Source organism: Bacillus pumilus (assembly GCF_024498355.1).
In the GTDB taxonomy this organism is placed as follows: Bacteria; Bacillota; Bacilli; order Bacillales; family Bacillaceae; genus Bacillus; species Bacillus pumilus_P.
The window spans coordinates 1-26,188 of the sequence record NZ_CP101833.1 but is presented as its reverse complement, the minus strand read 5'-3'; the positions used below and the strand labels follow the sequence as shown (position 1 = coordinate 26,188).

Annotated in this window: 16 protein-coding genes, 3 tRNA genes, 3 rRNA genes, 1 pseudogene and 1 other annotated feature; of the genes and pseudogenes, 4 read left to right on the top strand and 19 right to left on the bottom strand. The window is 42.9% G+C overall.

The genetic code is table 11. From position 1 onward, the window contains the following. The first annotated feature begins 38 nt into the window (after nt 1-38). Nucleotides 39-662 carry a deoxynucleoside kinase gene (locus NPA43_RS00115; RefSeq protein ID WP_230031761.1) on the top strand — a complete coding sequence of 208 codons (624 nt, stop codon included), beginning with the start codon at nt 39-41 and terminating at the stop codon, nt 660-662. Continuing rightward, nucleotides 659-1,318, top strand: coding sequence for a deoxynucleoside kinase (locus tag NPA43_RS00110; protein WP_230031762.1), 660 nt, complete (start codon nt 659-661; stop codon nt 1,316-1,318). Before NPA43_RS00115 ends, NPA43_RS00110 begins: the two co-directional genes overlap by 4 nt. A gap of 86 nt (nt 1,319-1,404) precedes the next feature. Here NPA43_RS00110 and NPA43_RS00105 read toward each other — a convergent pair. The 5 genes and pseudogenes from NPA43_RS00105 to pdxS form a co-directional block, all read right to left on the bottom strand. Then, a tRNA-Ser gene (locus NPA43_RS00105) sits at nt 1,405-1,497 on the bottom strand. Between the two features lie 131 nt (nt 1,498-1,628). Further along, nucleotides 1,629-1,964: pseudogene (locus tag NPA43_RS19175) on the bottom strand (methyl-accepting chemotaxis protein); the annotation flags it as partial. A gap of 596 nt (nt 1,965-2,560) precedes the next feature. Then, entirely contained in the window at nt 2,561-3,835 is a 1,275-nt protein-coding gene (serS, locus tag NPA43_RS00095; protein ID WP_230031763.1) for a serine--tRNA ligase, read from the bottom strand. A 49-nt stretch (nt 3,836-3,884) separates the two neighbouring features. After that, nucleotides 3,885-4,101: a binding site (T-box leader), on the bottom strand. Nucleotides 4,102-4,154: 53 nt separating this feature from the next. Then, entirely contained in the window at nt 4,155-4,745 is a 591-nt protein-coding gene (pdxT, locus tag NPA43_RS00090; RefSeq protein ID WP_256499201.1) for a pyridoxal 5'-phosphate synthase glutaminase subunit PdxT, read from the bottom strand. Between the two features lie 20 nt (nt 4,746-4,765). After that, nucleotides 4,766-5,650 carry a pyridoxal 5'-phosphate synthase lyase subunit PdxS gene (gene pdxS / locus NPA43_RS00085; protein ID WP_099728792.1) on the bottom strand — a complete coding sequence of 295 codons (885 nt, stop codon included), beginning with the start codon at nt 5,648-5,650 and terminating at the stop codon, nt 4,766-4,768. Nucleotides 5,651-5,896: 246 nt separating this feature from the next. Here pdxS and pdxR point away from each other — a divergent pair, with 246 nt between their 5' ends. Next, a complete protein-coding gene (pdxR, locus tag NPA43_RS00080; protein WP_256499200.1) occupies nt 5,897-7,375 on the top strand; it encodes a MocR-like pyridoxine biosynthesis transcription factor PdxR in 1,479 nt (492 codons plus the stop codon). Nucleotides 7,376-7,416: 41 nt separating this feature from the next. Here pdxR and NPA43_RS00075 read toward each other — a convergent pair whose 3' ends face one another. After that, nucleotides 7,417-8,742, bottom strand: a complete 1,326-nt coding sequence (locus tag NPA43_RS00075) for a D-alanyl-D-alanine carboxypeptidase family protein (RefSeq protein ID WP_256499199.1) — start codon at nt 8,740-8,742, stop codon at nt 7,417-7,419. Nucleotides 8,743-8,902: 160 nt separating this feature from the next. Then, on the bottom strand, nt 8,903-10,369 hold the full coding sequence (guaB, locus tag NPA43_RS00070) for an IMP dehydrogenase (protein WP_099728795.1): 1,467 nt from the start codon (nt 10,367-10,369) through the stop codon (nt 8,903-8,905). A 121-nt stretch (nt 10,370-10,490) separates the two neighbouring features. Here guaB and NPA43_RS00065 point away from each other — a divergent pair, with 121 nt between their 5' ends. Further along, nucleotides 10,491-11,459 (top strand): YaaC family protein, encoded by a 969-nt coding sequence (locus NPA43_RS00065; protein ID WP_256499198.1) that lies wholly within the window; start codon nt 10,491-10,493, stop codon nt 11,457-11,459. Nucleotides 11,460-11,470: 11 nt separating this feature from the next. On the opposite strand, the gene rrf is transcribed toward NPA43_RS00065, so the two are convergent. The 12 genes from rrf to dnaA form a co-directional block, all read right to left on the bottom strand. Next, nucleotides 11,471-11,586, bottom strand: a 5S ribosomal RNA gene (rrf, locus tag NPA43_RS00060). Nucleotides 11,587-11,647: 61 nt separating this feature from the next. Then, nucleotides 11,648-14,578, bottom strand: a 23S ribosomal RNA gene (locus NPA43_RS00055). 98 nt (nt 14,579-14,676) lie between these two features. Continuing rightward, nucleotides 14,677-14,752 (bottom strand) — tRNA-Ala (locus tag NPA43_RS00050). Between the two features lie 13 nt (nt 14,753-14,765). Continuing rightward, nucleotides 14,766-14,842: transfer RNA gene (locus tag NPA43_RS00045), tRNA-Ile, on the bottom strand. A gap of 95 nt (nt 14,843-14,937) precedes the next feature. Then, nucleotides 14,938-16,486 (bottom strand): 16S ribosomal RNA (locus NPA43_RS00040). Together the 16S, 23S and 5S rRNA genes with 2 tRNA genes alongside form the textbook arrangement of a ribosomal RNA operon. A gap of 362 nt (nt 16,487-16,848) precedes the next feature. Then, nucleotides 16,849-19,353 carry a DNA gyrase subunit A gene (gene gyrA, locus NPA43_RS00035; RefSeq protein WP_256499197.1) on the bottom strand — a complete coding sequence of 835 codons (2,505 nt, stop codon included), beginning with the start codon at nt 19,351-19,353 and terminating at the stop codon, nt 16,849-16,851. Between the two features lie 230 nt (nt 19,354-19,583). Next, nucleotides 19,584-21,500, bottom strand: coding sequence for a DNA topoisomerase (ATP-hydrolyzing) subunit B (gene gyrB / locus NPA43_RS00030; protein ID WP_099726326.1), 1,917 nt, complete (start codon nt 21,498-21,500; stop codon nt 19,584-19,586). Nucleotides 21,501-21,557: 57 nt separating this feature from the next. Continuing rightward, nucleotides 21,558-21,803 carry an extracellular matrix regulator RemB gene (remB, locus tag NPA43_RS00025; protein ID WP_099726327.1) on the bottom strand — a complete coding sequence of 82 codons (246 nt, stop codon included), beginning with the start codon at nt 21,801-21,803 and terminating at the stop codon, nt 21,558-21,560. A gap of 17 nt (nt 21,804-21,820) precedes the next feature. Beyond that, nucleotides 21,821-22,933, bottom strand: a complete 1,113-nt coding sequence (gene recF, locus NPA43_RS00020) for a DNA replication/repair protein RecF (RefSeq protein ID WP_099726328.1) — start codon at nt 22,931-22,933, stop codon at nt 21,821-21,823. Between the two features lie 16 nt (nt 22,934-22,949). Beyond that, the gene (gene yaaA, locus NPA43_RS00015) at nt 22,950-23,165 is read right to left on the bottom strand and encodes a S4 domain-containing protein YaaA (protein ID WP_099726329.1); all 216 of its coding nucleotides are present in this window, start codon (nt 23,163-23,165) and stop codon (nt 22,950-22,952) included. A gap of 150 nt (nt 23,166-23,315) precedes the next feature. Beyond that, nucleotides 23,316-24,452, bottom strand: coding sequence for a DNA polymerase III subunit beta (gene dnaN, locus NPA43_RS00010; RefSeq protein WP_249704744.1), 1,137 nt, complete (start codon nt 24,450-24,452; stop codon nt 23,316-23,318). A 196-nt stretch (nt 24,453-24,648) separates the two neighbouring features. Beyond that, on the bottom strand, nt 24,649-25,989 hold the full coding sequence (gene dnaA, locus NPA43_RS00005) for a chromosomal replication initiator protein DnaA (RefSeq protein WP_099726331.1): 1,341 nt from the start codon (nt 25,987-25,989) through the stop codon (nt 24,649-24,651). Between the last annotated feature and the right edge of the window lie 199 nt (nt 25,990-26,188).

Here is a 26,188-nt window from a genome sequence, read left to right as displayed (position 1 = left end):
CATTGGTTTGACAACTTTATAGATAGAGGAGAACGCCTATGTATCCTGCCCCTTTTATTGCAGTGGAAGGCCCAATTGGAGCCGGAAAAACAACTTTGGCTACAATGCTTGCGAAGGAATTTCAATTTCCTTTAGTAAAAGAGATTGTAGAAGAAAATCCATTCTTAGATAAATTTTATGAAGATATGGAACAATGGAGCTTTCAGCTTGAGATGTTCTTTTTATGCAATCGGTTCAAACAGTTAGAATCAATTGAAGAAAACTATGTGAAAAAACAACAACCGATTGTTACAGATTATCATGTCTATAAAAATATGATATTTGCAGAAAGAACATTATCAAAAAAGCACATGGATAAATACAGAAAGATCTATCACTTGCTAACAGATGATCTTCCTAAACCCAATGCCATGATCTATATAAAAGCCAGCCTTCCCACCTTACTTAATAGAATACAGATGAGAGGACGCTCTTTTGAAGAAGACATCGACCCAGCTTATTTAAAAACCTTAATTGAAGATTATGAGCTGGCCATTGAACATTTAAAACAGACTGACCCAGGGCTTCCTATCATTACAATTGAAGGAGATCATACAGACTTCGTTTCCTCACAGCAAGATTACCAGCAAATTGTACAGAACATAAAGGAGCAAGTGCTATGAACAATATCGAAATACCAAAGGACGCAGTCATAACAATCGCCGGGACTGTCGGCGTGGGAAAATCAACCATGACGAAAATAATAGCGGACAAGCTAGGATTTCAAACCTCTCTTGAAAAAGTAGATGACAACCCATACTTAGAGCCTTTCTATTCAGATTTTCAAAGATGGAGCTTTCATTTACAGGTCTATTTCCTGGCTGAGCGTTTTAAGGAGCAAAAGCGAATTTTTGAATCTGGTGGAGGATATGTGCAAGATCGTTCGATCTATGAGGACACTGGCATTTTCGCTAAAATGCATGCGGACAAAGGCACGATGTCCGAGGTAGATTATGAAACGTATACGAGTCTATTTGAGGCGATGGTGATGACACCTTACTTCCCTCACCCTGACGTCCTTATTTATTTACATGGGGATTTAGATCATATTTTACATCGTATTGAAGAGCGCGGAAGAGAGATGGAAACTCAAACAGATCGAGCATATTGGGAAGAAATGTACGCTCGATATACTGAATGGATCGAACAATTTGATTTATGCCCAGTAATTAAAATTAATATTGAAGATTATGACTTACTTCATGATGAAAGCTCACTTGATCCCATTCTTCACGAAATTGCTTCTGTTATTCACAAAAATCGTTCTAAAACAAAATAAAAATAACCGCTGCATTTCGAATGCAGCGGTTTGACAATTTCCAATTTTTATGCTTGCGTTTCAATTCAACTAAGGTAAAATCAATATGGCGGAGGAAGAGGGATTCGAACCCCCGCGGGCTTTGACACCCCTGTCGGTTTTCAAGACCGATCCCTTCAGCCGGACTTGGGTATTCCTCCGTATCGACAAGAATTAATATATCATATCATTTCATTTGAAGTCAACATCTTTTCACAAAAAAATTTAAACATGTGTTTTGTTATGATGATCTACCTATAAAAAGCAGCCAAAATGACGGCTGCTCTTGATTCTATTTCGTATCCTGTCTAATTTCCTCAATAAACTGATTCATCTCTTCTTTAAACTCATTTAATGATTCGATAATCTTTGTAAAGTCTGTCACTTGTTTGGCTTGTTCGTTTGTTGAGCTGCTAATTTGTGAGATATTTCCAGACAAAGTGCCAATGCTGTCTTGGATTTCTTTTAAGAATGTATTAATGGTTTCAGCCGCTTCCTTCGAACCATCTGACAATTTACGTACCTCATCAGCAACGACAGCAAACCCTTTTCCATTTTCACCTGCTCTTGCCGCTTCAATTGCAGCATTTAGACCAAGCAGGTTTGTTTGTCTAGCGATCCCGCCTATGGTTTTGACGACTTCTTCAATGTTCGCTGACTTCTCTTCCGCTCTTCCTGCCTGGTCGCTTATTTCTAGGCTTGTAGCCGCCAGCTCTTGTGAATGCGCAGCAATTTGCTCAATTCCACCTTGTAGTTCTTTCGCTACTTTATTAATATGCTCCATATAACCGCTTAATTTCTTTTCGCGATGATGTGAAAAGGCCACTAAAAAGGAGCCAATCACTTTTCTATCTTCATCAAAAATTGGGTAACCTTTTACAGCAACTTCATAGCCGTATAAAGACTCTGGTAAATGACCGTCATATTCTTGTCCTCTTAATGTCATCGCCACGTTTTGGTCTTCTGGGTTCAATGCGTCCCCTACTTTAATGCCAAAATCTATTGTGTTAGACGGGTAATAACAAAGCACCTTCTCTGTATCAGTGATGCCGAAAAGGATACTTTCATCTAGAACTTTTCTAAGTAATTGAGCCATTTCAACATAATAGTCAAGCCTATTCAAGGTTATTCCTTCTTTCCTAGAAGCTTTTAGTTTTTTTATCGGCTTATTTTAGAAAAGCTGTAGAACTTTAGGTAAAAAGAATAAGATGCCATAACGGCATCTTATTTCATCACTTCTTTATTTCCCATATAAGGACGCAGCACTTCAGGAATGATCACTGTACCGTCCTCTTGTTGGTAGTTTTCTAAAATGGCTGCCACAGTTCTTCCTACCGCTAAACCAGATCCATTTAATGTATGAACATGCTCCGGCTTTGCTTTAGGCTCCGGGCGGAAACGAATGTTTGCTCGTCTTGCCTGAAACGCTTCGAAGTTACTGCAAGAAGAAATTTCACGATACGTATTTTGGCTCGGAATCCATACTTCGATATCGTATTTCTTCGCAGCTGTGAAACCTAAATCTCCCGTACACATGCTCATGACACGATATGGCAGGTTTAATAGCTGAAGAACTTTTTCTGCTTGATTCGTTAGTTTCTCTAATTCTTCATAAGAATCTTCTGGTCTAACAAATTTCACGAGCTCTACCTTGTTGAATTGATGCTGACGGATGAGCCCGCGTGTATCTCTGCCGGCAGATCCAGCTTCTGATCTAAAGCAAGCACTGAATGCTGCATAATTGATTGGCAGCTGCTCTCCCTCAAGAATTTCGTCACGGTGCATGTTGGTGATTGGCACTTCAGCCGTTGGAATGAGGAAATAATCTTCTTCTCGAATTTTAAAAGCATCCTCTTCAAACTTTGGAAGCTGGCCAGTTCCTGTCATGCTTGCTCTGTTGACCATGTAAGGCGGAAGCACTTCAGTAAAACCAAACTCATCCACATGTAAATCGAGCATGAAGTTATAAAGTGCGCGCTCTAAGCGTGCGCCAAGCCCTTTATAAAAAACGAAACGGCTTCCTGTCACTTTTCCTGCACGTTCAAAATCTAGAATATCTAACACATCCGCTACGTCCCAATGCGGTTTTGGCTCAAATGAGAATGCTGGCTGTTCACCCCATTTTCTCACTTCAATGTTGTCATCTTCTGTTTCACCAACTGGTACAGAGTCATGAGGGATATTCGGAATTGAGAACAGAATGTGTTGCAGGCTTTCTTCTACTGTTCTTAACTCATCATCCAGCTTCTTAATCTCATCTCCGACCTCACGCATTTCTTGAATAATGTGATCGGCGTCTTTCTTTTCTCTTTTTAGAACGGCCACTTGCTGCGATACTTCATTTCTTCGGCTCTTTAATTCTTCTGTTTTACCGATTAATTCTCTTCTTTTTTGATCTAGTTCACCAAACTTATCAAAATCAGCTAAATCTTCGCCTCGGTGTGCTAACTTTTCTTTGATTTGATCAAAGTCCGTGCGCAGTTGTTTAATATCCAGCATGTGTTACACTCCTTTTTTTATCGAAAAATAAAAAGAGCCCTCATCCCATGAAAGGGACGAGAGCTCTCGCGTTGCCACCCTGATTGAAAACATGCAAAATCATGCTTTCCTCTTTCCTCTGTAACGGTATCACCGTAAATGCTTACTTCTCGTGTTTCAGCATTTCGCTCAAGGATGGATTCAGAATGCATCTTTCACCGATTCTCACCAACCATCGGCTCTCTGAGAAAGAGGGGCTTCTTACTATTTCCCGTCAACGCTTTTTCGATCTTTGATTGTGATTTTAATGTACTATAAGTTTTATCTCTTTTCAACCGTTTTATACAGCGAGCTTCGTTTTGTAGGACTTCACCATCTCAACAAACAGCTGCGTTAACCGGTGGTCGTCTGTCAACTCTGGATGAAAAGAACAACCTAAGATATTGTTTTCTTTCGCCATCACAATCCTGCCATCATATTCAGCTAAGACCTCTACGCTATCATCTGAGCTGACGATATGAGGCGCACGGATGAACACCCCTGTAAACGGCGCATCCAGTCCTTTCACTTCTACACCTGCTTCAAAGCTGTCTACCTGTCTGCCAAATGAATTTCGTGCAACAGATACATTTAACAGTCCAAGATGAGCATCTTCTCGATCTTCTATATGCTTTGCCAGCATAATCAAACCGGCACATGTCCCGAAAATTGGTTTCCCTTGAGCAGCGAACGCTTTGATCGGGTCAATAAATCGGTACGTATCCATAAGTCTTCTCATCGTCGTACTTTCTCCACCAGGGATAATTAGACCGTCAACGGCTTCTAGCTCTTCTACTCGTTTGATGATCTTCCCTTCTGCGCCGCAAGCTTCAATTGATTGAATATGCTCTCTCACCGCACCTTGAAGCCCTAGTACACCAATTGTTAGCATGTTCGTTTGCGCTCCCTTAATTACCAGCCACGCTCTTGCATACGCTCTTCTGGCAGTAGATTTGAAATTTCAATTCCTTTCATGGCTGTTCCCAATTCTTTAGAAAGTTCTGCAATGAGACGGTAATCGGTGAAATGAGTCGTTGCTTCTACAATGGCTTTTGCAAATTTAGCAGGATGTTCTGATTTAAAAATACCAGATCCGACAAATACGCCGTCTGCTCCAAGCTGCATCATTAACGCAGCATCTGCTGGTGTCGCAACGCCTCCAGCTGCAAAGTTAACAACAGGCAGCTTGCCTTCTTTTTTGATCTGAAGCAATAATTCATAAGGTGCTCCTAGATTCTTTGCTTCTGTCATCAGTTCATCTTCACTCATCGCCGCTACTTTTCGAATCTGAGCATTGACCTTTCTCATATGGCGGACTGCTTCTACAATGTTGCCTGTCCCAGGTTCTCCTTTCGTCCGCAGCATGGATGCGCCTTCTGCAATACGGCGGGTTGCCTCACCTAGGTCACGACATCCACATACAAAAGGTACGGTGTATTCATTTTTATTTAAATGGAATTCCTCATCAGCGGGCGTTAGCACTTCACTCTCATCAATATAATCAACACCAAGCGCTTCAAGAACACGAGCCTCCACGATGTGGCCGATACGTGCTTTTGCCATGACTGGAATCGTTACCGCATTTTGAACTTCTTCCACGATTCTTGGGTCTGCCATTCGGGCAACACCGCCTGCCGCACGGATATCAGCTGGTACTCGTTCTAGCGCCATGACTGCCACCGCACCTGCTTCTTCTGCGATTTTTGCCTGCTCAGCATTGACGACATCCATAATGACGCCACCCTTTTGCATTTCTGCCATTCCACGTTTTACTCGTTCAGTTCCCTTATTGCTCACAATTGTTTCCTCCCATTTGTCTATTCGATTGATTCAACATCTCTATCATACAAGCGAGACAGTATAACAATAAAGAGAATAGTATAACAATTCAATCAGCTGATAAAAAAGGATAAACCCTTATATATAAAGGAATGTCGGCTAAAAAGTTGCCCTTTTCTCTTTTAAGCGTGATTTATATGCTATAATACAACTATAACAATTTAAAACAGTGTATAACAATTTTGCATACATTGGAGGATTCTCATGCATATTGATATCCATCGACATTCAGATACATCTCTTTCAAATCAGATTTACTTTTCAATCGTTGATCACATTCAATCGGGTCTGCTTCAGCAGGGGGAGAAGCTGCCGACTGTACGTGATTTAGCGAAGCAGCTCAATGTGAGTCTTGTCACAGCAGCAAAGGCATACACACGGCTTAAGGACGACGGATATTTAACAACTGTGCAAGGTAAAGGAGCTTTTGTGGATGAGCAGCATGAGCAAACTGACATCCCGGTTCAATCATCTACCTCTTTCGATTGGCAGTTGTCCATTCCAGATTACTTACCGAGGTCTCAATTCGCTCAGTATCATTATGTAGAAGAAGCCATTAACCTTTCTTCTTCTATGATCGATCCAGGACTTTTACCTAACCGGTATTTAGAAAAAGAAATGCAGCATGTACTAGCCAGGCATCCTCAAATTATGTCGAAGTACGGAGAAATACAAGGTGATCTTCAGCTTCGTCAGGTCATTCAGTCTTTTTTAGAAAAATTAGATGTGCCTTCTACTCCTGAAAATATCCTAGTGACAAGTGGTTCTCAGCAAGGGCTTGATCTGGTGTCACGTACGTTTATCGGGCCGGATGATGTGGTCGTCATGGAGGCACCCACCTATCCAGGGGCGATTGATGTCTTTATGGGCAGAGGGGCAAGAATCATTACGGTCCCAGTCGATCATGAAGGGATGAACATGAAGCAGCTTCAAAGCATTTGCGATAAATATAAACCAAAGCTCATCTATACGATCCCTACTTTTCACAGTCCGACAGGCGCCAGTATGTCGATGAAGCGCAGAAAACAGCTTCTCTCACTGGCACAAAGCATTGATTGTCTCATTGTAGAAGATGATCCTTATCGTGAGCTTTATTTTGAAAAGAAGCCGCCAGCACCAATCAAAAGTTTGGATCACGATGGACACGTCATTTATTTACGAGGATTAAGTAAAACACTGGCTCCAGGTTGCAGAATTGGGATTATTACAGCGTCAGGCTCTATATTTAACCGTTTATTAGCGGCTAAGGCCAATAATGATTTAGGTAGCCCTCTTCTCACACAAAAGGCCATATTACCGTTTCTGACGTCGAAGAAAATGATTGATCATACGAAAAAGTTAAGAACTGCCTTGAAAGTAAGACGCGATTTAATGATGGATGTTTTGACAAAGCATGCACCGAAGGACGTCACGTGGCAAATACCACAGGGCGGGCTCAATTTATGGCTCAGCTTTCCTTCCTGGGTCGATACACGTGCACTCTTACATGAGGCGCGTAAGCAGCAAATCACCTTTCTGCCAGGCTCTGTCTGCTATCCTGGGGAGCCAAAGCAGAATTATATCCGCCTCAGTTTTTCTTATGTGAATGAAAAGGCACTGACCGAAGGCATGGAAAAGTTATGTGGTATTTTTCAGCAGGCTTTGTCCACACCTCAAAATCATAAACAATCACTTTTCTTTTAACGATAAAAAAACTGCTCTCTATGCATGAGAGCAGTTTTTTATTAGAACCAACCTTTTACTGTATCAACGATTCCGCCCCAAATGTCAGCGAAGAATCCACCTACACCGCGCATTGCAAGGATGAACCAGTTTGCTTTTTCATCGCCTGTTTTCGTCACAAGCTCAACACCTGATTGGTCTTTATTCAAATAGCCGTAGTCCTTCTCATCACCAGAATAAGAAGTCGTCAGCATGCCAACCTTCGTTCCTTTTTTAATAGGAGCTTCTAGGTTCTTTTTCTTGATATTTACTTTTGCTTTATAGCTCTTCTCATCGCCATTTTTAACTGGCACAGAGAAAGCTTCTTTTGTTACGACAGGTACTTCTTTATCTTTCCCTTTATCGACTTCGATGTTTTCATGTCCCTTGATCTGTTGACCTTTTTTGTACATTTCTTTCATCGTAAAGTTTTTAAAAGCATAGTCAAACAGTTTTTTCGCCACGTCGAAACGTGCTGTATGAATATTTCCTTTTGCATTTAGGATGACTGCGATCACACGCATGTCACCACGTTTTGCTGTACCAGTGAAGCTAGAACCAGCTGAGTCAGTAGAGCCCGTTTTTAGACCGTCTACTCCTTCATATTCTTTCACAAGCCCTTTAAGCATGAAGTTCCAGTTTGGCATGTCCATTTCATCGTCTGTGCCTTCTCTGAACTTTGTTTTCGCGATACTTGCTGTTTCAAGAATTTCTGGATGGTCTTTGATGAGATGCTGTGCAAGCAATGCCATATCCTTCGCAGATACTTCACTTTCTTCATCAGGACCCGTACCCTTTGGCTGTTTGCCATGTAAGTCTTTATTTTCTAGTCCAGTTGCATTGACGAATTTGTAGTTTGTTAAACCTAGTTCTTTCGCTTTTGCGTTCATTTTTTCAACGAACTTCGATTCTGATCCAGCGATCACCTCTGCTAGGCCAATCGCTGCTGCATTTGCTGAATAAATAGCCGTTGCTTGATAAAGTTCTTTGACTGTATACGAGCCATCTTTTCTCAAAGGAACGTTGGATAAACTGCGGTCCTGAGAAATTTCGTATACATAATCATCTGGCGTATACGTTTGATCCCATTTCACTTTGCCTTCAGAAATAGCCTCTAGCAATAGATACTCTGTCATCATCTTTGCCATACTTGCAATAGGCAGTCTTTGTTCTGCGTTTTTACTATAAAGAATTTTACCTGTAGAAGCTTCAATAAGGATGGCTGCTTTCGCATTTACATTAAATGGATCTTCAGCCGCTTTTGCTTTGGACATTGGTGTAAAAGCTGTAACAATCAATGCCAGTGCAAGGATAGAGACCATAAGCTGTTTCAACATCTTGCTGTTCAATCGTCATACCTCCGTATTCATCTTTTTTCGACGTTTTTCATATATATTTAATCCACAAGGGCTTATTTCAACACAACAGTATAAATTTTATCACAATAAAGACAAAAAAAATAGACAGAGTCATAGACCCTGTCAAATGTAATTTGATTGTCACAATTTATCAAGAAATTGTGTAGTTTGGTGATTCTTTTGTAATTTGTACATCATGTGGGTGACTCTCACGAAGACCTGCACCAGTCATGCGAATGAACTGAGCTTCTTCTCTAAGTGTGCGTAAGTCTTGTGTTCCACAATAGCCCATACCAGAACGAATGCCGCCAACTAGTTGGTACACTGTATCAACGACAGGTCCTTTGTATGGTGTACGGCCTTCGATACCTTCTGGAACGAATTTTTTATTATCTTCTTGGAAGTAACGGTCTTTACTTCCTTTTTCCATTGCAGCAACAGAACCCATACCGCGATAAACTTTGAAGCGTCTACCTTGGAAAATTTCTGTTTCTCCTGGGCTTTCAGATGTACCAGCTAAAAGGCTTCCGAGCATAACGGCATGTCCACCAGATGCTAGTGCTTTCACGATATCACCTGAATATTTAATTCCACCATCTGCAATAATAGATTTACCATGTTTTCTTGCTTCTGTTGCACAGTCATAAATCGCTGTGATTTGTGGTACACCAACACCTGCAACAACACGTGTTGTACAAATTGATCCTGGTCCGATACCGACTTTCACAATATCTGCTCCTGCTTCAAACAAGGCTTTCGTTGCTTCAGCTGTTGCAACATTACCAGCAATGATGTTAAGAGAAGGATACGTTTCACGGATTTTTGATACAGTATTTAGAACACCTTGAGAATGCCCGTGTGCTGTATCAATGACAACGACATCAACATTGGCTTCTACTAATTTTTTCACACGAGTCATTGTATCGCCAGTGACACCAACAGCGGCACCAACAATTAAACGGCCATGTGCATCTTTAGAGGAGTTAGGGAATTCAATCACTTTTTCGATATCTTTAATTGTGATGAGACCTTTTAACGTTCCTTCGTCATCTAAAAGAGGTAATTTTTCAATTTTGTATTGCTGTAGGATTTTTTCAGCTTCTTCTAATGTTGTTCCAACAGAAGCTGTAACAAGTTCCTCTTTTGTCATCACATCGCTAATCTTCATTGAATAATCCGAAATAAAGCGAAGGTCACGGTTCGTAATAATACCAACAAGCTTTTGATCTTGTTCGTTGTTTACAATCGGCACACCAGAAATACGATATTTACCCATTAAATGCTCTGCATCGAATACTTGATGCTCTGGTGTTAAAAAGAATGGATTTGTAATAACGCCACGCTCTGAGCGTTTTACTTTATCCACTTGTTCTGCTTGCTGTTCAATGGACATGTTCTTATGAATGATACCAAGACCGCCTTGACGTGCCATTGCAATCGCCATTTGTGATTCTGTCACAGTGTCCATTCCTGCACTAATAATTGGAATGTTTAGCTTTAATGTGCTTGTTAACTCAACTGATAAATCGACATCACGCGGAAGTACCTCAGACTTTGCTGGAACAAGCAAAACATCGTCAAACGTCAAACCTTCTTTTGAAAATTTACTTTCCCACATTAGTAAATCCCCCTCTTTTCGGCAAAATATTATATGTAGATTATCAACTAGGAAACAGCATGTCAAGGAAGCAACAAACAGTTGCAATTTTTAGAAAATATAGAGAGAGTTGAGGAAGAAGATGAAAAGTTCAGGATGGAAGGATTTAAAACGTTTTTACTCACTCGAAACTTCCCAGAAGTTTCTATTTCAACAATATGAGAAACGGAACATTCAGGATGCGAACGGGCAAGCCTATAAAAACTGTGAGCGATTTATTTATTTTTTAAAACACGGTCATACATTTTATGAACAGGCCGCCATAGCTCCACTAGAACTTAAGCCAATTTTATTATTTTATGGAATGGCGCAGTTGCTAAAGGCATGTTTGCTTACTGTTGATCCTCATTATCCTTCTCAAACCTCTGTCTTAGCTCATGGCGTAACGTCAAGAAAAAGAAAGAAACAGCATTACCGTTTTAGTGAAGATGAAGTGAAAATCCAACGAAATGGACTATGCATGCATGTGTTAAAGCACCTATTTCATTTGAACGGTCTTGAAGATGAACGATTTACGATGATCAATCTTCTTTCGAAAATACCTGAAATGAGCCATGTTCTTGAGTTTCAAAAGCTGCCCTCGACATTAGTCAAAGTCGAACATGCTAATGGAATGTTGATTCAAGATCATATTCCATTGCTTTATAACATGTCAGCTGAACGATTTATTGAGTACTTTGAGTTCCATACAAGTTGGAAGCTCAAACAGAGAGAAGCCAAAAAGCTGACGTTTAATGTATTTCTTGAAGAAAATCCTGCTTTCGCTACTCATCTTCATTATGATTTAGAATTGAATCAATGGTTTATTCCGTCAACACGAGATGCATTTCTAGGGATCCCTGAGATCATCAGCCATTACTTGTTAATGTATAACCTTAGTATGATTGCCCGCTATGAGACAGAATGGTGGTACGAGCTGCTGTCTCAATACATTAGTGATGATTACGTCATGATTGAACGCTACATGGAGATTGCAGAAGAAAAGTTTCCAGCTTATATCATGATGCTGTTAGAAGAAAAAACAAAAAAGACCAGTTCCGTCTGGAACTGATCCTTAGAAAAGCTTGGCGGCGTCCTACTCTCACAGGGGGAAACCCCCAACTACCATCGGCGCTGAAGAGCTTAACTTCCGTGTTCGGTATGGGAACGGGTGTGACCTCTTCGCTATCGCCACCAAACCTGATGGAGAGAATGTTCTCTCAAAACTAGATAACAACGTTCATGCTTCACATTAGAATATAGGTTAAGTCCTCGATCTATTAGTATCTGTCAGCTCCACGTGTCACCACGCTTCCACCTCAGACCTATCAACCTGATCATCTTTCAGGGATCTTACTTCCTTGCGGAATGGGAAATCTCATCTTGAGGGGGGCTTCATGCTTAGATGCTTTCAGCACTTATCCCGTCCGCACATAGCTACCCAGCGATGCCCTTGGCAGAACAACTGGTACACCAGCGGTGCGTCCATCCCGGTCCTCTCGTACTAAGGACAGCTCCTCTCAAATTTCCTGCGCCCGCGACGGATAGGGACCGAACTGTCTCACGACGTTCTGAACCCAGCTCGCGTACCGCTTTAATGGGCGAACAGCCCAACCCTTGGGACCGACTACAGCCCCAGGATGCGATGAGCCGACATCGAGGTGCCAAACCTCCCCGTCGATGTGGACTCTTGGGGGAGATAAGCCTGTTATCCCCGGGGTAGCTTTTATCCGTTGAGCGATGGCCCTTCCATGCGGAACCACCGGATCACTAAGCCCGACTTTCGTCCCTGCTCGACTTGTAGGTCTCGCAGTCAAGCTCCCTTGTGCCTTTACACTCTGCGAATGATTTCCAACCATTCTGAGGGAACCTTTGGGCGCCTCCGTTACATTTTAGGAGGCGACCGCCCCAGTCAAACTGCCCACCTGACACTGTCTCCCTGCCCGATAAGGGCAGCGGGTTAGAAGGTCAATACAGCCAGGGTAGTATCCCACCGATGCCTCCACCGAAGCTAGCGCTCCGGTTTCCAAGGCTCCTACCTATCCTGTACAAGCTGTACCAACATTCAATATCAGGCTGCAGTAAAGCTCCACGGGGTCTTTCCGTCCTGTCGCGGGTAACCTGCATCTTCACAGGTACTATAATTTCACCGAGTCTCTCGTTGAGACAGTGCCCAGATCGTTGCGCCTTTCGTGCGGGTCGGAACTTACCCGACAAGGAATTTCGCTACCTTAGGACCGTTATAGTTACGGCCGCCGTTTACTGGGGCTTCAATTCGCACCTTCGCTTACGCTAAGCGCTCCTCTTAACCTTCCAGCACCGGGCAGGCGTCAGCCCCTATACTTCGCCTTACGGCTTCGCAGAGACCTGTGTTTTTGCTAAACAGTCGCCTGGGCCTATTCACTGCGGCTTCTCGGGGCTTTAACACCCTAAGAAGCACCCCTTCTCCCGAAGTTACGGGGTCATTTTGCCGAGTTCCTTAACGAGAGTTCTCTCGATCACCTTAGGATTCTCTCCTCGCCTACCTGTGTCGGTTTGCGGTACGGGCACCTCTCACCTCGCTAGAGGCTTTTCTTGGCAGTGTGGAATCAGGAACTTCGCTACTAAATTTCGCTCGCCATCACAGCTCAGCCTTTACGGGAAACGGATTTGCCTATTTCCCAGCCTAACTGCTTGGACGCGGATATCCAATACCGCGCTTACCCTATCCTCCTGCGTCCCCCCATTGCTCAAATGGTGAGGAGGTGGTACAGGAATATCAACCTGTTGTCCATCGCCTACGCCTTTCGGCCTCGGCTTAGGTCCCGACTAACCCTGAGCGGACGAGCCTTCCTCAGGAAACCTTAGGCATTCGGTGGACGGGATTCTCACCCGTCTTTCGCTACTCATACCGGCATTCTCACTTCTAAGCGCTCCACCAGTCCTTCCGGTCTGGCTTCACAGCCCTTAGAACGCTCTCCTACCACTGTTCGTAAGAACAGTCCGCAGCTTCGGTGATACGTTTAGCCCCGGTACATTTTCGGCGCAGAGTCACTCGACCAGTGAGCTATTACGCACTCTTTAAATGGTGGCTGCTTCTAAGCCAACATCCTGGTTGTCTAAGCAACTCCACATCCTTTTCCACTTAACGTATACTTTGGGACCTTAGCTGGCGGTCTGGGCTGTTTCCCTTTCGACTACGGATCTTATCACTCGCAGTCTGACTCCCAAGGATAAGTCATCGGCATTCGGAGTTTGACTGAATTCGGTAACCCGGTAGGGGCCCCTAGTCCAATCAGTGCTCTACCTCCGAGACTCTTACCTTGAGGCTAGCCCTAAAGCTATTTCGGAGAGAACCAGCTATCTCCAGGTTCGATTGGCATTTCACCCCTACCCACACCTCATCCCCGCACTTTTCAACGTGCGTGGGTTCGGGCCTCCATTCAGTGTTACCTGAACTTCACCCTGGACATGGGTAGATCACCTGGTTTCGGGTCTACGACCACGTACTCATGCGCCCTATTCAGACTCGCTTTCGCTGCGGCTCCGCATCTTCTGCTTAACCTTGCACGGGATCGTAACTCGCCGGTTCATTCTACAAAAGGCACGCCATCACCCGTTAACGGGCTCTGACTACTTGTAGGCACACGGTTTCAGGATCTATTTCACTCCCCTTCCGGGGTGCTTTTCACCTTTCCCTCACGGTACTGGTTCACTATCGGTCACTAGGGAGTATTTAGCCTTGGGAGATGGTCCTCCCGGATTCCGACGGAATTTCACGTGTTCCGCCGTACTCAGGATCCACTCTGGAGGGAATGACATTTCAGTTACAGGGCTGTTACCTTCTCTGGCGGGCCTTTCCAGACCTCTTCGCTTATATCATTCCTTTGTAACTCCGTATAGAGTGTCCTACAACCCCAAGAGGCAAGCCTCTTGGTTTGGGCTGTTCCCGTTTCGCTCGCCGCTACTTAGGGAATCGCATTTGCTTTCTCTTCCTCCGGGTACTTAGATGTTTCAGTTCCCCGGGTATGCCTTCTCATACTCTATGTATTCAAGTATGGATACTACTCCATTACGAGCAGTGGGTTTCCCCATTCGGAAATCTCCGGATCAAAGCTTGCTTACAGCTCCCCGAAGCATATCGGTGTTCGTCCCGTCCTTCATCGGCTCCTAGTGCCAAGGCATCCACCGTGCGCCCTTTCTAACTTAACCATTTCTTACTTTAGAAAGAATCACTATGTGTGATGAACTTTGCATTGCATTCAATGTGAATGTATTACTTATTGTTATCTAGTTTTCAAAGAACACGTTGGTGGAGCCTAGCGGGATCGAACCGCTGACCTCCTGCGTGCAAGGCAGGCGCTCTCCCAGCTGAGCTAAGGCCCCGATTTATAGAAGATGGTGGGCCTGAGTGGACTCGAACCACCGACCTCACGCTTATCAGGCGTGCGCTCTAACCAGCTGAGCTACAGGCCCATCTTTCATATCGAAGATATGATGTTGTAGGATCTTTTCCAAGTTCCTTCAAAACTAAACAAGACCAAAACGCACGCTGCTCCATATATCCTTAGAAAGGAGGTGATCCAGCCGCACCTTCCGATACGGCTACCTTGTTACGACTTCACCCCAATCATCTGCCCCACCTTCGGCGGCTGGCTCCATAAAGGTTACCTCACCGACTTCGGGTGTTGCAAACTCTCGTGGTGTGACGGGCGGTGTGTACAAGGCCCGGGAACGTATTCACCGCGGCATGCTGATCCGCGATTACTAGCGATTCCAGCTTCACGCAGTCGAGTTGCAGACTGCGATCCGAACTGAGAACAGATTTATGGGATTCGCTAAACCTTGCGGTCTCGCAGCCCTTTGTTCTGTCCATTGTAGCACGTGTGTAGCCCAGGTCATAAGGGGCATGATGATTTGACGTCATCCCCACCTTCCTCCGGTTTGTCACCGGCAGTCACCTTAGAGTGCCCAACTAAATGCTGGCAACTAAGATCAAGGGTTGCGCTCGTTGCGGGACTTAACCCAACATCTCACGACACGAGCTGACGACAACCATGCACCACCTGTCACTCTGTCCCCGAAGGGAAAGCCCTATCTCTAGGGTTGTCAGAGGATGTCAAGACCTGGTAAGGTTCTTCGCGTTGCTTCGAATTAAACCACATGCTCCACCGCTTGTGCGGGCCCCCGTCAATTCCTTTGAGTTTCAGTCTTGCGACCGTACTCCCCAGGCGGAGTGCTTAATGCGTTAGCTGCAGCACTAAGGGGCGGAAACCCCCTAACACTTAGCACTCATCGTTTACGGCGTGGACTACCAGGGTATCTAATCCTGTTCGCTCCCCACGCTTTCGCTCCTCAGCGTCAGTTACAGACCAGAGAGTCGCCTTCGCCACTGGTGTTCCTCCACATCTCTACGCATTTCACCGCTACACGTGGAATTCCACTCTCCTCTTCTGCACTCAAGTTTCCCAGTTTCCAATGACCCTCCCCGGTTGAGCCGGGGGCTTTCACATCAGACTTAAGAAACCGCCTGCGAGCCCTTTACGCCCAATAATTCCGGACAACGCTTGCCACCTACGTATTACCGCGGCTGCTGGCACGTAGTTAGCCGTGGCTTTCTGGTTAGGTACCGTCAAGGTGCGAGCAGTTACTCTCGCACTTGTTCTTCCCTAACAACAGAGCTTTACGATCCGAAAACCTTCATCACTCACGCGGCGTTGCTCCGTCAGACTTTCGTCCATTGCGGAAGATTCCCTACTGCTGCCTCCCGTAGGAGTCTGGGCCGTGTCTCAGTCCCAGTGTGGCCGATCACCCTCTCAGGTCGGCTACGCATCGTTGCCTTGGTGAGCCATTACCCCACCAACTAGCTAATGCGCCGCGGGTCCATCTGCAAGTGACAGCCGAAACCGTCTTTCATCCTTGAACCATGCGGTTCAAGGAACTATCCGGTATTAGCTCCGGTTTCCCGGAGTTATCCCAGTCTTACAGGCAGGTTACCCACGTGTTACTCACCCGTCCGCCGCTAACATCCGGGAGCAAGCTCCCTTCTGTCCGCTCGACTTGCATGTATTAGGCACGCCGCCAGCGTTCGTCCTGAGCCAGGATCAAACTCTCCGAAAAAGAACAAAACCGAAGTTTCGTTTTTCGTCAGTTTGACTGACTACCTATGATGTATCATAGGATTTTTTTATAAAAACTCGAATTAACAGGTACGTTTTGTCTTGTTTAGTTTTCAAAGAACTTGTTCGTCACTCTCTCAAAGCGACCACTTAAATATATCATATATCTCTATCAATAGTCAACATTTTTCTTGAAAAACATTTTATTTTTTAAAGAAGTTTTGCAGTGAAAGAGATAAAAAATAGAGCCTCTTTTTGCTCCTTTGAAAGGTTAACACATATCTATGAAAAAAGCATTATAAATTTCAAAAAAAATCATGTTTTTTCAAAAAAAATAAAGCCGGTGAAAAACCGGCTTTATTTTTACTCAGATTGTTCTTGATCTGACTCTATGTTTTCTACATTTTCTTCACTGTTCTCTTCATCGTCTTCTGGTGATTGTTCAACTAATGCCACTGTAGCGACATGTTCATCATCACGTAGACGAATTAGGCGGACACCTTGGGTGACACGGCCTGTTGTCGAAATGTCTGAAACGGCCATACGAATGATGACACCGCTCCCTGTAATAATCATCAAGTCTTCTTCAGCTTCAGCATTGGTCGCCTTCACTGTGACAAGCGGACCATTGTTGTCAGTGATCTTGCACGTTTTAAGACCTTTACCGCCTCGAGTTTGAACACGATATTCTTTTTCAGGCGTTAATTTACCATAACCTCTTTCGGTTACGATCAATACGTTTGCATCTGGCTCAAGGATTTCCATTCCAACGACGATGTCATCCTCAGAAAGTGTGATCCCTTTGACCCCAGCTGCCGTACGTCCCATTTCACGAACATCCGTCTCGTCGAAACGAATCAGCATCCCCTTTTTCGTCCCAATGATGATTTGTTTTTCTCCATTGGTTAAACGAACGGCCATCAGTTCATCTTCGTCACGCAGGCTCAGTGCAATAAGACCATTGTTTCGAATGTTTGCAAACTGAGACAATGATGTCCGTTTCGATACACCGTGTCTTGTTGTAAAGAAGAGGTACGAATCTTCATCAAATTCGCTTACTGGGATAATGGCGTTAATCCACTCTCCCTTTTCTACTTCAAGAAGGTTAATAATCGGAATCCCTTTCGCTGTCCGTCCAAATTCAGGAATCTCATACCCCTTGGCACGATAGACCTTCCCTTTATTAGAGAAGAAGAGGATCGTATCGTGGGTCGATGTTGAGATCAGTTGTTCAACGAAATCATCCTCGTTGGTCCCCATTCCTTGGACACCTTTTCCGCCTCTTTTTTGACTGCGGTATGTTGATGCGGGCAGACGCTTAATATAACCATTATGAGTCAGTGTAATCACAATGTTCTCAACAGGAATCAAGTCCTCATCTTCGATTGTTTCAATACCCGCTGTCACAATTTCAGTTCGACGCGTATCATTGAAACGTTCTTTGATTTCTATTAATTCTTCTCTAATGATTTCAAGAACTTTCTCATTGTCTGCTAGGATGGCTTTTAATTCAGCAATCAAATCAACAAGTCCTTTATATTCATCTTCTATCTTTTCTCGTTCTAAACCAGTCAAGCGCTGGAGTCGCATATCAAGAATGGCCTGTGCCTGTTTTTCAGACAAGCTATAGTTTTCGATCAAACCATTTCTAGCAATTTCAGCGGTTTGAGATCCTCTAATTAAGGCAATGACCTCATCTAAGTGATCAAGTGCAATTCTCAAGCCTTCTAAAATATGAGCTCTTGCTTCTGCTTTACGCAGCTCATACGCCGTTCTTCTGCGAATGATCACTTTTTGATGCTCAAGATAATATTCAAGACATTGTTTCAGTGATAAAACCTTTGGCTGTCCATCAACAAGCGCCAGCAAGTTGATACCGAATGAGGTTTGAAGTGTCGTTTGTTTATAAAGATTGTTTAATAGAACATGGACATTCGCATCTCTTCTCAGCTCAATGACAATACGCATACCATTTCGATCTGATTCATCACGCAAATCTGTAATGCCATCAATCTTTTTATCACGGACAAGATCAGCGATTTTTTCAATCAAACGGGCTTTGTTGACCTGGTACGGGATCTCATTGATAACAATGCGCTGTTTACCGCTAGATGTTTCCTCAATATTCGATTTTGCTCTTAATGTAATAGAGCCGCGCCCTGTTTCATACGCCTTTCGAATACCGCTTCGGCCAATGATTTGTCCTGCTGTTGGGAAATCTGGCCCTGGGATGATATCCATAAGCTCCTGTGTTGTCATTTCTGGGTTTTGACTGATGGCCAATACCCCATCAATTACTTCACCTAATTGGTGCGGCGGAATATTGGTCGCCATTCCTACAGCAATTCCTGTCGCTCCGTTGACCAATAAGTTCGGAAATCTTGCAGGCATCACCATTGGCTCTCTTTCACTGCCATCATAGTTATCTTGATAATCAATGGTATCCTTTGTGATATCACGGAGGATTTCCATAGAAATCTTAGATAGACGCGCCTCGGTATAACGCATCGCCGCTGCTCCGTCTCCATCGACCGAACCAAAGTTTCCATGACCATCAACTAACATATAACGATAGTTGAAATCTTGCGCCATCCGAACCATTGCTTCGTATACAGCGCTATCACCGTGAGGGTGGTACTTACCGATAACTTCCCCAACGATACGTGCAGATTTCTTAAATGGTTTATCGCTTGTCATTCCTAGGTCATTCATCGCATACAAAATTCTTCGATGCACAGGCTTCAATCCATCTCGTACATCTGGTAATGCACGCGAAACAATAACACTCATTGCATAATCTAAAAAGGACGTACGCATTTCTTGACTGATATTCACTTCGCGTACATTTGGTGTATGTTGTTCACTCACTATAAGAACCTCCCTTTACGTATCACATGAAATAAATTATGTGGGAGTAAAATATGTATTTATCTTCACAAGACTATTCTTCATTATATCAATAATCTCTGCTTTATACACATTAATTTACTAGAAAATCAACGAAACATAGAAAACCAGGACATTCGTTTCACAGGCCTGAATCTTGAAAAACAACCTTATTCCAAACAAGAAATAAGGTTGTTCTCAAGGGGACCTATCTAAATATCAAGATTTTTCACGTATTGTGCATTTTCTTCGATAAAGTTTCGTCTCGGTTCTACTTTATCTCCCATCAGCATTTCAAATGTCTCATCAGCATCAATCGCATCCTCAAGTGTCACTTGAAGAAGTGTTCTCGCATCAGGATCCATTGTTGTTTCCCAAAGCTGAGTTGCGTTCATCTCTCCAAGACCTTTATAGCGCTGAAGTCCAGGTTTTGGTGTTTGAGGCAATGTCTTTAGCAGCTCATCTAGCTGTTTATCGTTATACACATACTCAACACGTTTACCTTGCTGCACTTTATATAAAGGCGGCTGCGCAATATACACATAACCGTTTTCAATGATTTCACGCATGTAGCGATAGAAGAACGTTAAGAGCAGCGTGCGGATATGGGCACCATCGACATCCGCATCCGTCATGATCACAACTTTGTGATAGCGGGCTTTCTCTAAAGTGAAGTCTTCACCGATTCCAGTTCCTAACGCTGTAATCATAGAACGAACTTCGTTGTTAGATAAAATTTTATCTAGTCGTGCTTTTTCAACGTTTAGGATCTTTCCTCTTAGCGGTAAAATGGCTTGGAAGTGGCGATCACGACCCTGCTTAGCAGATCCGCCCGCAGAATCTCCCTCTACGATATAGAGCTCAGAGATAGAAGGATCTTTAGAAGAACAGTCTGCCAATTTCCCAGGCAGGCTAGAGACTTCAAGTGCACTTTTACGTCTCGTAAGCTCACGTGCCTTTTTGGCTGCCATTCTTGCACGAGCTGCCATCAGTCCCTTTTCCACGATTTTCTTCGCAGAATCAGGGTTCTCTAGCAAGAATTTCTCCAGTGCTTCAGAGAAAAGAGAATCTGTAATGGTTCTCGCTTCTGAATTCCCAAGCTTCGTCTTCGTTTGACCTTCGAATTGTGGGTTTGGATGTTTAATGGAGATAATAGCCGTTAAGCCTTCGCGCACATCTTCACCACTCAAATTCGAGTCTCCATCTTTGAATACGCCATTTTTACGAGCATAATCATTAATGACCCGCGTCAGACCCGTTTTGAAGCCTGCTTCGTGTGTTCCGCCTTCATACGTATTGATATTGTTGGCGAAAGAATAGATATTACTTGTATAGGAATCGTTGTATTGTAAAGCAACTTCAACAGTGATTCCGTCTTTTTCACCCTCGATGTAAACTGGTTCTTCATGAACCACTTCTTTTGAGCGATTTAAATGTTCCACATAGCTCTTGATACCGCCTTCGTAGCAGTATTCATTTCTCCGCTCTTTTCCTTCGCGTAAGTCCTCAATGATAATGTTAACACCTTTTGTTAAGAAGGCTAACTCACGTACACGGTTGGCAAGTGTGTCGTAATCAAATTCAATGGTTTCAGTGAAAATTTCTGGATCTGGCACAAAATGAGTGGTTGTACCTGTTACGTCTGTTTCACCAATAATTTTTAGATCGCCAACTGGAACTCCGCGTTTGAATTGCTGATGATGAATCTTTCCATCACGGTATACTGTCACGTCTAAGGTTGTAGATAACGCATTTACAACAGAAGCCCCTACACCATGCAGACCGCCAGATACTTTATAACCGCTGCCGTCAAACTTACCGCCAGCGTGAAGAACAGTCATAATGACTTCTACTGCAGGTCGTCCCATCTTTTCATGAATCCCAACAGGAATACCGCGGCCATTATCTTTTACTGTAATGCTATTATCTTTTTCAATTTGCACTGTAATGTCTGTACAATAACCAGCTAATGCCTCATCAATACTGTTGTCGACAATTTCCCATACAAGATGGTGAAGTCCTTTTGCATTGGTTGCCCCAATGTACATTCCTGGACGTTTTCTAACAGCTTCTAGCCCCTCGAGCACCTGTATCTGATTTTCATCATAACTATTATGTTGCTGTTCCATTGCCACGTACATTCACCTACACTTTTCTTAAACGATATATTTATATGAATTGAGCTTTTAGACTTCAATTTCAATCACAAATGAAGCACGTTTTTTGAGCGTGCTTGAGGAAAGAGGAGAGTAATACACAGATTTAGTTGTGACGACGATGGATTTGGGTGTCCCTTGTGACAACGAAATGATTTGTTCCTCTTGTTTTTTAAGAAATTCCTCTACAACAGAAGATGACCTCATTTTGTAATCAACAATTGCGACAATCTCTCGTGTAGAAACAACACAATCATCACCTAAATGAATATACAAGACTCACACCTCATTTATCAGTCAATTACTTTTCCACTGGCTACTCTGAAAATTTCCGCTTCTTTCAGGGTAGCGTGATCGATGCCTTCAACACTTGTTGTCGTGACGAAGGTCTGTACACGTCCCTGAATGGTATGGAGCAAATGAGACTGTCTATAATCATCAAGTTCAGATAAAACATCATCGAGTAGAAGAATTGGGTATTCACCGATTTCTTCATGGATCAGATCAATTTCTGCAAGTTTTAGTGAAAGAGCTGTTGTTCTTTGCTGCCCTTGAGAGCCATATGTCTGAACATCCCGACCATTCACAAAGAAAAGAAGGTCATCTCTGTGAGGTCCCCACAGTGTCACCCCTCGGTCTATTTCTCTGTCTCTTAGTTTCTGAAACGATTCTTCATAGCTATTCTTTATTTTCGACAAGTCTGACGCTTCTGATACCTCTATCGCTGTCTGGTATTGGAGCGTGAGTGTTTCTAGCTCTCTAGAAATTCCAAAATGCAACGGCTGCGCCCATTTTTCAAGCTGTTTCGTAAAAGTAAGTCGTCTTTTGACAACTTTCGCTGCCGCATCAATCAACTGCTCTGTTAAAACCTCCAGCATCGCTTGATCCGTTTGCTTTCTTGTTTGCAATTGTTTCAAGTAATGATTTCGCTGAGAGAGGATTTTTTGATAGAGCGATAAATCATGCAAATAGACAGCAGAAACTTGTCCAATCTCCATGTCGAGGAATCTTCTGCGAATTTGCGGGCTGCCTTTCACAAGGCTCAGATCCTCTGGTGCAAACATGATGGTGTTTAAAGCACCAACATAATGACTAAGTTTCTGTTGTTCAATGTGATTGACCTTTCCCTTTTTTCCTTTTTTTGAGATCACGAGCTGCATTGGGAGTGGACCGTTTTTTTTGATGACTCTACCTTCTATTTTAGCATAGTCTTCGTCCCATCGGATAAGTTCTTTATCATTTGACGTACGATGAGACTTTGCCATAGACAATACATAGATCGCTTCCATCAAGTTCGTTTTACCTTGGGCGTTCTCACCGATCATGACATTGACCTTATTGTCGAAATGAAGTTCGGTGTGTTCATAGTTTCGGTATGAGGTTAACGCCAGACTTTGAATGTACATGTATTGTCACCCGTTTCTACTTCACAACTTGAAATGTGCCATAACCTTCAATCTCGACAACATCTCCTGGGTATAATTTACGTCCCCGTCTATTATCTGGCTCTTGATTAATGAACACCTCATGTTCACTTAAAAACCATTTCGCCATTCCGCCAGATTGGATGACTTCGGCTAATTTCAAAAACTGCCCTAATGTAATCATTTCTGTTTCAATGGTTATAGGATTAGGCATTGTATCGACCTCTTTCAATATCACTAATATCTAATTGTACTAAAAAACAAGACAAGAAGGAAAGGGGGAAAGCGAACTGGGATGAAAGAAAGCATGGTAAACGAGAAGAAAAGCTGCTGTGCACTCACACAGCAGCCATTTTAGATGAACTTAATACGTTCTTACTGGAAGAATCAATTGCAAGATTGAATCATCATTCGGGGTGCGTAAAAGGAATGGTCTCATCGCACCAGTGAAGCTTACATGAATATCAGTTCCCTCTAATACTTTTAACGCATCCAGCATATATTTCGGACTGAAGGAGATCTTTAGGTCCTCCCCTTTAATGTCATCCGCTTGAACCGTTTCAACCACTTTACCAATTTCAGGCGAGTTAGAAGAGATTTCAAGACTCTGCGCAGGATCAGCAGACAGTTTCACGACATTATTCCGTCCCTCTCTTGCCAAAAGTGACGCGCGATCAATCGCTTGAAGGAATTCTTTCGTGTTCACCACGACATCCGTTTTACTTTCTTGCGGGATGAGGCGAGCTGTATCTGGATAATTACCGTCCAGCAATCTAGAGAAGAACAGCACGTTTTGTGCTTTAAAGAGAACTTGCGTTTCTGTAATCACGATGCTCACAAGATCTTGTCCATCATCAAGAATTTTGCTTAGCTCTGTTAAACTCTTCCCTGGAATGACCACATTGTACGAGCTTTCCTCGTTAATATCTAACTTCGCTTTTCTTAAAGCAAGACGATGGCTATCCGTTGCCGTGCATATTAATTCACCTTTTTCCACCTTCCAGTTTACACCTGTCAAGATAGGTCGTGTTTCTGAGGTGGACACTGCGAAAACGGTTTGACGAATTAAGTTTTTAAGCAGATCTGTTGGAATTTGAAAAGCATGGTGCTCTTCAATTTGTGGCAGATGCGGATATTCTTCAGCATCTAAGCCGTTTAGATTAAATTCTGCTGAACCAGAGCGGATGATGGTCAAATGGTTTTGTTCTACTTCTATTTCGACAGTAGACATTGGCAGTTTCTTAACGATTTCGCTAAAAAAGCGGGCCTGCAGAACAATACTTCCCGGACGATCAATTGTAATGACTTCTAAATCCCCATCTCTTTTAGGAATAAAAGATTCAATTGAGATATCAGAGTCGCTTCCTGTTAGGGAAACCCCTTCATCAGATGCAACAATTTTAATCCCTGTCAAAATAGGAATCGTTGTTCTAGAGGATACGGCTTTTAATACATCTTGGACAGCTTCAACAAGACGATCTTTTTGAATCGTGAATTTCATAGTGGTCCTCCTAAATTTTCTTAATGACATGTATATATATTTATTTAATAAAAATCGTAGAAGTACTAGTAGGGCTTGTGAATATGTGGATAAGCCGGCAAAAAGAAAGGAAAGACAGCCTATCCACATGTGGACAGACTGTGTATGACCATGCTGAAGTTATTCACATTTTCCCGTACTAATCATATCAGCTTGTTTATTTTAATTGTTCTTTGATCTCTTTGACATGCTGCTGAAGCTGTTCATCTTCAACGATTAATTTCGAGATTTTCTCGTGAGCATGAATGACTGTCGTATGATCACGTCCGCCAAATTCTTCTCCTATTTTAGGCAGAGAGGAATCGGTCATTTCTCTAGAGAGGTACATGGCAATTTGTCTTGGATAAGCAACTGATTTCGTCCGTTTCTTCGCTTTGAAATCTTCTAATCGAATATTAAATTGCTGCCCTACAATTCTTTGAATATCTTTAATCGTAATGATCCTTGGCTTCGATGAAGGAATGATGTCCTTTAGGGCCTCAGCTGCTAGATCCGCATTGATGTCTTTATTAATTAGAGAAGAGTAAGCAACGACACGAATCAAAGCACCCTCCAGCTCACGAATGTTACTGTCGATTTGGTTGGCAATATAAAGCATGACTTCATTTGGTATATCTAAGCCTTCTGCCTTTGCTTTTTTTCGCAAGATCGCAATACGCGTTTCTAGATCTGGCGGGGTAATGTCTGTAATTAGACCCCATTCGAATCGGGAGCGTAATCTGTCTTCAAGTGTCGGAATTTCTTTCGGCGGCCGGTCACTAGAAATGACGATTTGCTTACTTTCTTCGTGAAGTGTGTTGAATGTATGGAAAAACTCTTCTTGTGTTTGTTCTTTTCCTGCTAAAAATTGAATATCATCTATCAAAAGCACATCTACATTCCGATAGCGATTACGGAAGTCGACAGCCTTGTTGTCTCGGATTGAGTTGATAAATTCATTTGTAAATTTTTCAGATGATAGATAGACCACTTTGGCTGATGGATTATGGTCTATAACGTAATGACCAATCGCATGCATCAAGTGGGTCTTTCCTAAACCAACGCCTCCATAAATAAAGAGCGGGTTATAAGCTTTTGCTGGTGCTTCTGCGACTGCAAGTGAAGCGGCATGAGCAAAACGGTTGCCTGAACCAATAACAAAAGTATCAAAAGTATATTTTGGATTCAGCATATTTTGTGGAATTTCAACAGGCTCTTCTTTAGACATTTTTTTAATTGGAGACTTTGGCATGGCTTCCACTTCGTCCTGATTTTGAGGAATAATAAATTTGATGCTGAGCTCTTCACCTGTCAGTTCATAGATGGTATCTGCAATTAGGTGGAGATATCTTGACTCCAGCCAGTCTCTAGCAAATTCATTAGGTGCAGTAATTGTGAGTGTATCTCCTTGAAGAGAATGGGCTTTAGTCGACTTCATCCATGTTTCAAAACTGGGTTTACTCAATTTTGTCTCTATTTTTTGAAGTGCTTTATTCCACAGATCCAAAATATTTTCCATAAGGCTTCTCCCCCCTCCTTTTCTTTTTAAAATGACCAGTATCAAACTGTTATAGAACACGAAAAAGAGCAAATGGTCATTACCATTCGTGCACATACTTTGTTGAAAACAATTAATATAGTAGAAAAACGTCTTTTCGACAAATTACACAAGTTGTGGATAAACAATTCAACAAGCTGTGTAATAACTTTCCACAGGT

What these genes read in the sequence shown, in the direction of transcription:
- NPA43_RS00115 (WP_230031761.1), top strand. Translation starts at nt 39, where the DNA reads ATGTATCCTGCCCCTTTTATTGCAGTGGAAGGCCCAATTGGAGCCGGA.
- NPA43_RS00110 (WP_230031762.1), top strand. Translation starts at nt 659, where the DNA reads ATGAACAATATCGAAATACCAAAGGACGCAGTCATAACAATCGCCGGG.
- serS (WP_230031763.1), bottom strand. Translation starts at nt 3,835, where the DNA reads ATGCTGGATATTAAACAACTGCGCACGGACTTTGATCAAATCAAAGAA.
- pdxT (WP_256499201.1), bottom strand. Translation starts at nt 4,745, where the DNA reads ATGCTAACAATTGGTGTACTAGGGCTTCAAGGTGCGGTGAGAGAGCAT.
- pdxR (WP_256499200.1), top strand. Translation starts at nt 5,897, where the DNA reads ATGCATATTGATATCCATCGACATTCAGATACATCTCTTTCAAATCAG.
- guaB (WP_099728795.1), bottom strand. Translation starts at nt 10,369, where the DNA reads ATGTGGGAAAGTAAATTTTCAAAAGAAGGTTTGACGTTTGACGATGTT.
- NPA43_RS00065 (WP_256499198.1), top strand. Translation starts at nt 10,491, where the DNA reads ATGAAAAGTTCAGGATGGAAGGATTTAAAACGTTTTTACTCACTCGAA.
- gyrB (WP_099726326.1), bottom strand. Translation starts at nt 21,500, where the DNA reads ATGGAACAGCAACATAATAGTTATGATGAAAATCAGATACAGGTGCTC.
- recF (WP_099726328.1), bottom strand. Translation starts at nt 22,933, where the DNA reads ATGTACATTCAAAGTCTGGCGTTAACCTCATACCGAAACTATGAACAC.
- yaaA (WP_099726329.1), bottom strand. Translation starts at nt 23,165, where the DNA reads ATGCCTAATCCTATAACCATTGAAACAGAAATGATTACATTAGGGCAG.
- dnaN (WP_249704744.1), bottom strand. Translation starts at nt 24,452, where the DNA reads ATGAAATTCACGATTCAAAAAGATCGTCTTGTTGAAGCTGTCCAAGAT.
- dnaA (WP_099726331.1), bottom strand. Translation starts at nt 25,989, where the DNA reads ATGGAAAATATTTTGGATCTGTGGAATAAAGCACTTCAAAAAATAGAG.